General features: G+C 47.9%; 4 protein-coding genes. 1 reads left to right on the forward strand and 3 read right to left on the reverse strand.

The window, feature by feature from the left end; genetic code table 11:
* Window positions 1-362, forward strand: a 362-nt coding sequence (locus ACTIE6_RS18615) for a helix-turn-helix domain-containing protein (protein ID WP_439558073.1), incomplete at its 5' end; no start/stop codon positions are given.
* A gap of 111 nt (window positions 363-473) precedes the next feature.
* Here ACTIE6_RS18615 and ACTIE6_RS18620 read toward each other — a convergent pair.
* The 3 genes from ACTIE6_RS18620 to ACTIE6_RS18630 all read right to left on the reverse strand — a co-directional run.
* Window positions 474-761 (reverse strand): hypothetical protein, encoded by a 288-nt coding sequence (locus ACTIE6_RS18620; protein WP_439558074.1) that lies wholly within the window; start codon window positions 759-761, stop codon window positions 474-476.
* A gap of 284 nt (window positions 762-1,045) precedes the next feature.
* Complete coding sequence (locus tag ACTIE6_RS18625) at window positions 1,046-2,545, reverse strand: RagB/SusD family nutrient uptake outer membrane protein (protein ID WP_439558075.1); 1,500 nt, start codon at window positions 2,543-2,545, stop codon at window positions 1,046-1,048.
* A gap of 12 nt (window positions 2,546-2,557) precedes the next feature.
* The coding region (locus ACTIE6_RS18630; RefSeq protein ID WP_439558076.1) for a SusC/RagA family TonB-linked outer membrane protein at window positions 2,558-4,516 on the reverse strand (1,959 nt) is incomplete at its 5' end.

Genomic DNA, 4,516 nt, shown 5'->3' on the forward strand with positions numbered 1-4,516 from the left:
AAACAGAATCGGAATATCTCAATGCCCTTCAACGCATTGACGAATTACTTGCATTGAATCCGGCACCTTATTCGGAACTGGATGATGAGCTGGATATTATAAGTACATTGGTTCATGCTTATGAACAAATGCACGACCCAATACCATATCCCGATCCCATCGATGCAATCAAGTATTTGATGGAAGAAAATGGCTGGAAAAGTAAAGATTTGGAACAGTTCATAGGTCCCAAGTCGAGAGTATCCGAGATACTCAATCGGAAACGTTACTTTACCTTGCAGCAAATCCACAATCTTCACAAGCACTTAGGATTGCCTTTGGAAGTTTTTATAAATGATAAAATGCCACAAGCAGCAATATAGAAAGGCCGGTGACTTCAACTGAGATTTGCCAAGAAGCCGATTTTGAACAAAAACTTAGAACCTCAGTCGGCTTGGAATGAAAAAGGACTGTCAATTGACAGTCCCTTAACTTTAAGCTTCCTGCCCCAATTTCTCAAAGGCTTCCCAAAGTACTTTCACATCAAACAGTGCTGATTTTTCCGCAGTATCAAACGGGACATTCGAATGATAAAGGGCGAGATCGTGGATTGTTCTTAGTGAATGCGCCAGCTCCTTATAGCCTTGACATTCGATAAGGTACCAAAATTCAGCTTGTGATTTTGTAAGCTGATTACCGATACTTGAAGCGTGACGTGCATCAACCGCCGGGTTGTTCGAAAGATGATTTGAAACAACACCTGGACCATTTGAAGTTCGCATTTCCTAAATGGATTATGGTGAATAACAAAGGAGAGGTCACTGCGAACTTCATCAAAGCAGGTGCTGTGATAGGTCTCGGGACTTTCACCCGTATGCCTCTCCAAGACCATTTTTCAAACCTAAGTTGTAATACAAGCACCATAAAATTTAATAAAGTTCGCAGGGCAAATATAAGAGATAAATCCGAGTACAGATCGGCGCTTCTGGCGAGAGAATGAGCACAAAAAAACAGCAGGCAGAAATCCTGCCTGCTGTCCGCACTACCTAAACAGAATATAATGCATTTATGGGTTCTGGACCAGGTTTTTGTTCTGATCAATTTCGTTTTGCGGAATGAAAAACACGACCCTCGGATCAGTCGGCTGGACCGTCTGCCTTACATCCGTCGTAGGTGTATTGTTCTGTGAGTGGGTACCCGGGTAGTTGCGTACCATCGGGCGTCCGTTGCGGAAAAGGTCGTAAATGCGGTGACCTTCAAATGCAAGTTCCAGAAAACGCTCTTCCAAAACCACGTCCAGGATCGTCTTACCAGCCGAAGCTACATTCGCGGTGGTATACAATGCAGTTCCCGACAGTCCTGCGCGCGTACGGATCAGGTTTACATCGGCCAATGCGGCGGCCGGATTACCCAGCTTCGCATTCGCTTCCGCGCGGATCAGGTAAATGTCGGCCAGGCGCAGGTACACCGGCGACGATGCATTGATCACATTATCCTGCAAAGTGTACTTATTGATATAATACATCGGCGTAGCGGGAGTCAGCTTTTTGTTGGTCTGCAACTCTCCATTGAGCACATAAGGTGTTACAAACGATTTCCGCAAATCTTCCGGATGTTTGGCCAAAAAGTCGATGTACTTCTGAGAAGCATACAACTCTGCCCAGCCGCTCACACCCTGCGCAAGCGGAGTGCCCGAACGGTCGGAACTGATGTACATACTGCTGATCTCCGCGATCTGAACGCTGGTATGGCGCACCGCAAAGATCGTCTCGGTATTGTTTTCAGGAACACCCTTGAAGTAGCTCGGGTAGCTGGCAGATGAAAGCAAAGAATATCTTCCGCTGTCAATCACCAGGTTCGCGTATTTTAATGCATTCGCATTGTCGCCTTTAAACAGATATACCTTCGACAGCAATGCATACGCGACTTCCTTTGAAGCGTAAATATTCGACTTCTTCACCGTCATCAGATCCGCCGCAGCCAGCAAATCGCTGATCACGAAATCGTACACTTCCTTTACAGAAGACCTCGGCAGCTTGGTCGCTTCGTCGTCGCTCAGGCCGTCGCGCAGAATGGGGATACCGGGATTTTCTCCGTTTCCCTGCGGATAAGGCCGCCCAAACATCCGCACCATATTGAAATGCGCCATCGCACGCAAGTAAAGGTTCTCCCCTTTCAGCTGCTTCAACTCGGTAGAAGCGTCATTTGACACAAATCCGATCACCTTGTTGGTAGCCGCGATGATCTTGTAGCACTGACTCCAGTAGTTGGTCGCGTGCGTCGACGTATTAATGTGGGTGTACCGGTACACGCGGGTAAAATCATTTCCGGAAATCTGTCCCTGCGCAATTTCGTCGCTCGGGTATTCCATCATAATATGGCCGCTGTATACATAATTGGATTTGTTCAAAAATGCATAGGTACCGATCGTCACAGTCTGCACGTCCGACTCGCTGGCCAGCGCAGTAGCTTCATCAATGTTGGTGGTAGGATCAAAATATTGTTCGCAGGATAGCATCGACACCAATCCGAGTGCCAGTACCAGTTTTGATTTTATAAATTTCATATCTGCTGAATTTTACAATGTGAAATTGACACCGAAGAGCAGCTTGCGGCTGATCGGGTATTTAATGCTGGAGTTACCCGGGGTATCCTCAAAAGAGAAAGAAGCCTCCGGGTCCGGGCCGGTGAACTTGGTACCTGTCCAAAGGTTATCCGCGCTCACGAAAATGTTGGCACGCGCAAAACCAATGCGCTTTATCGCATCCACCGGAATATTGTAACCCACACGCACGTTCCGCAGGCGGATATAACTTCCGTCTTCCAGGTAACGTGTCGAAGATTGGTTGGAATCCTTGTTACCACCTACGATCGGCTTCGGGTGTGTGGCAACGTCGCCCGGCTTCTCCCAGCGCGACCAGCCTTTGGCGAGAATCATCTGGTTGTAGCTTTCATACAAACCATCGTTGTCAAAGTAGGCGCGGCTTTCATTATACACCCAGTTACCATACACGAAGTTGAAGAATGCAGAGAATGTAAATCCTTTGTAACCCAATGTATTGGTCAACCCGCCCGTGAATTTCGGATTTGTAGACTTACCTGTAAACTGGCGTGACTGCGCTGTCTGAACGGAACTGTACGAATTGGTAAGTTCTTTGGTCACATTACCATTTGCATCCTTTACGATTTTCTCCCATTGCGGATCTCCGTTTTCAGGATTTACGCCCGCCCAAACCGGCAGGTTAAACTCGCCCATATCGTGGCCCGCTGCCAGTGGCAAACGGTTACCCGGCCGGAAAGTCGCTGCACCACCGCTCAGTTCAAGGATCTTGTTGCGGTTGAATGCCATATTGAAGTTCGTTTCCCAAGTAAGCTCCTTGCCGCTGAGGTTGTTGGAAGTGAGACTGAATTCAACTCCCCTGTTGCGTACAGAACCTGCATTGACCCAAACATAACTATAACCAGTGGTGGCAGTCAGCGGCTTTTGGTACAGCAGGTCTTCGGATTTTTTGTTATAAAGATCAACAGTCAGGTCAATGCGGTTGAACAGACTGATATCAAACCCGAGGTTGGACGCGCGGATTTTCTCCCACGTCAGGTCGGGGTTACCTTTCTGAAAAGGCTGCGCGCCCGGCACACCTGCATAGCTGGCCGATTGTGAAATGGTGTAAAGTCCCAAAGATGCAAAGTTCGGAATAGCTGCATTACCTACTGTTCCGTGGCTCAAACGCAGTTTTGCGAAAGAAAGCACCTTATTGTTTTTGAGAAAATTCTCATTGCTCAATACCCAGGAAGCGCCCAGCTGGAAGAAGTTGGCTGACGAATTGTTTTTACCAAACAAAGAAGAAAACTCATTTACCAGCGATCCAACCAGGAAATAGCGGTTATCGTAGTTGTAATCGGCCTGACCCAGGAATTTGCGGAATGCAACCTGTTCGTTGTAGCTGGTCGGCGAAACGAGAATGTCCGTCGCTACCGAAAGTACATCCTGTCCTGCCGGAAGCCCCTTACCGGAAGTTGTGTTGTATTCTGCAAAAGAAGTTTCCGCCTCAGCCACGCCCAGCAAAGTTAGGTTGTGCTTACCAAACTCCTCTGAGTACCGAATCCGGTTAGAAGTCAGCAGGCGGTAATTGTTGTTATTGTTGTTATAAAGCTCACCCCCATTCGCGCCTCCCTGCTTGGTACGGCGATCATAATAGGTAGCGCCCGAGCCGCTTCCGAAATTCGCCCGGTTGTAGCTCGACAATGTGATTTTGTCAGTCAGATCGTAATCGAGGTTAACATCAAGGCTCGTTCTCAGGCTCTTTGCTTTTGCAAAGTTGTACTGGATCGAATGTAAAAAGTTCTCACGGTCGCGGCCCAGCCAGTTAGGGTAAGAACGCCCGTCAGTAGGCGCGCCGTTTTCGTATGCAGGGTCAAACGGCAGGTTGGTATACGCATCGTACAAGGTGTTGCTGTTCTGATAATTGTCCCTGGTATACTGTGCATTGAAAAGCACCGCGGCAGTCAGTTTATTGGTGAGCTGCGAGCGCACGTT

It is taken from the genome of Dyadobacter sp. (genome assembly GCF_051859145.1).
Taxonomy (GTDB): Bacteria; Bacteroidota; Bacteroidia; order Cytophagales; family Spirosomataceae; genus Dyadobacter.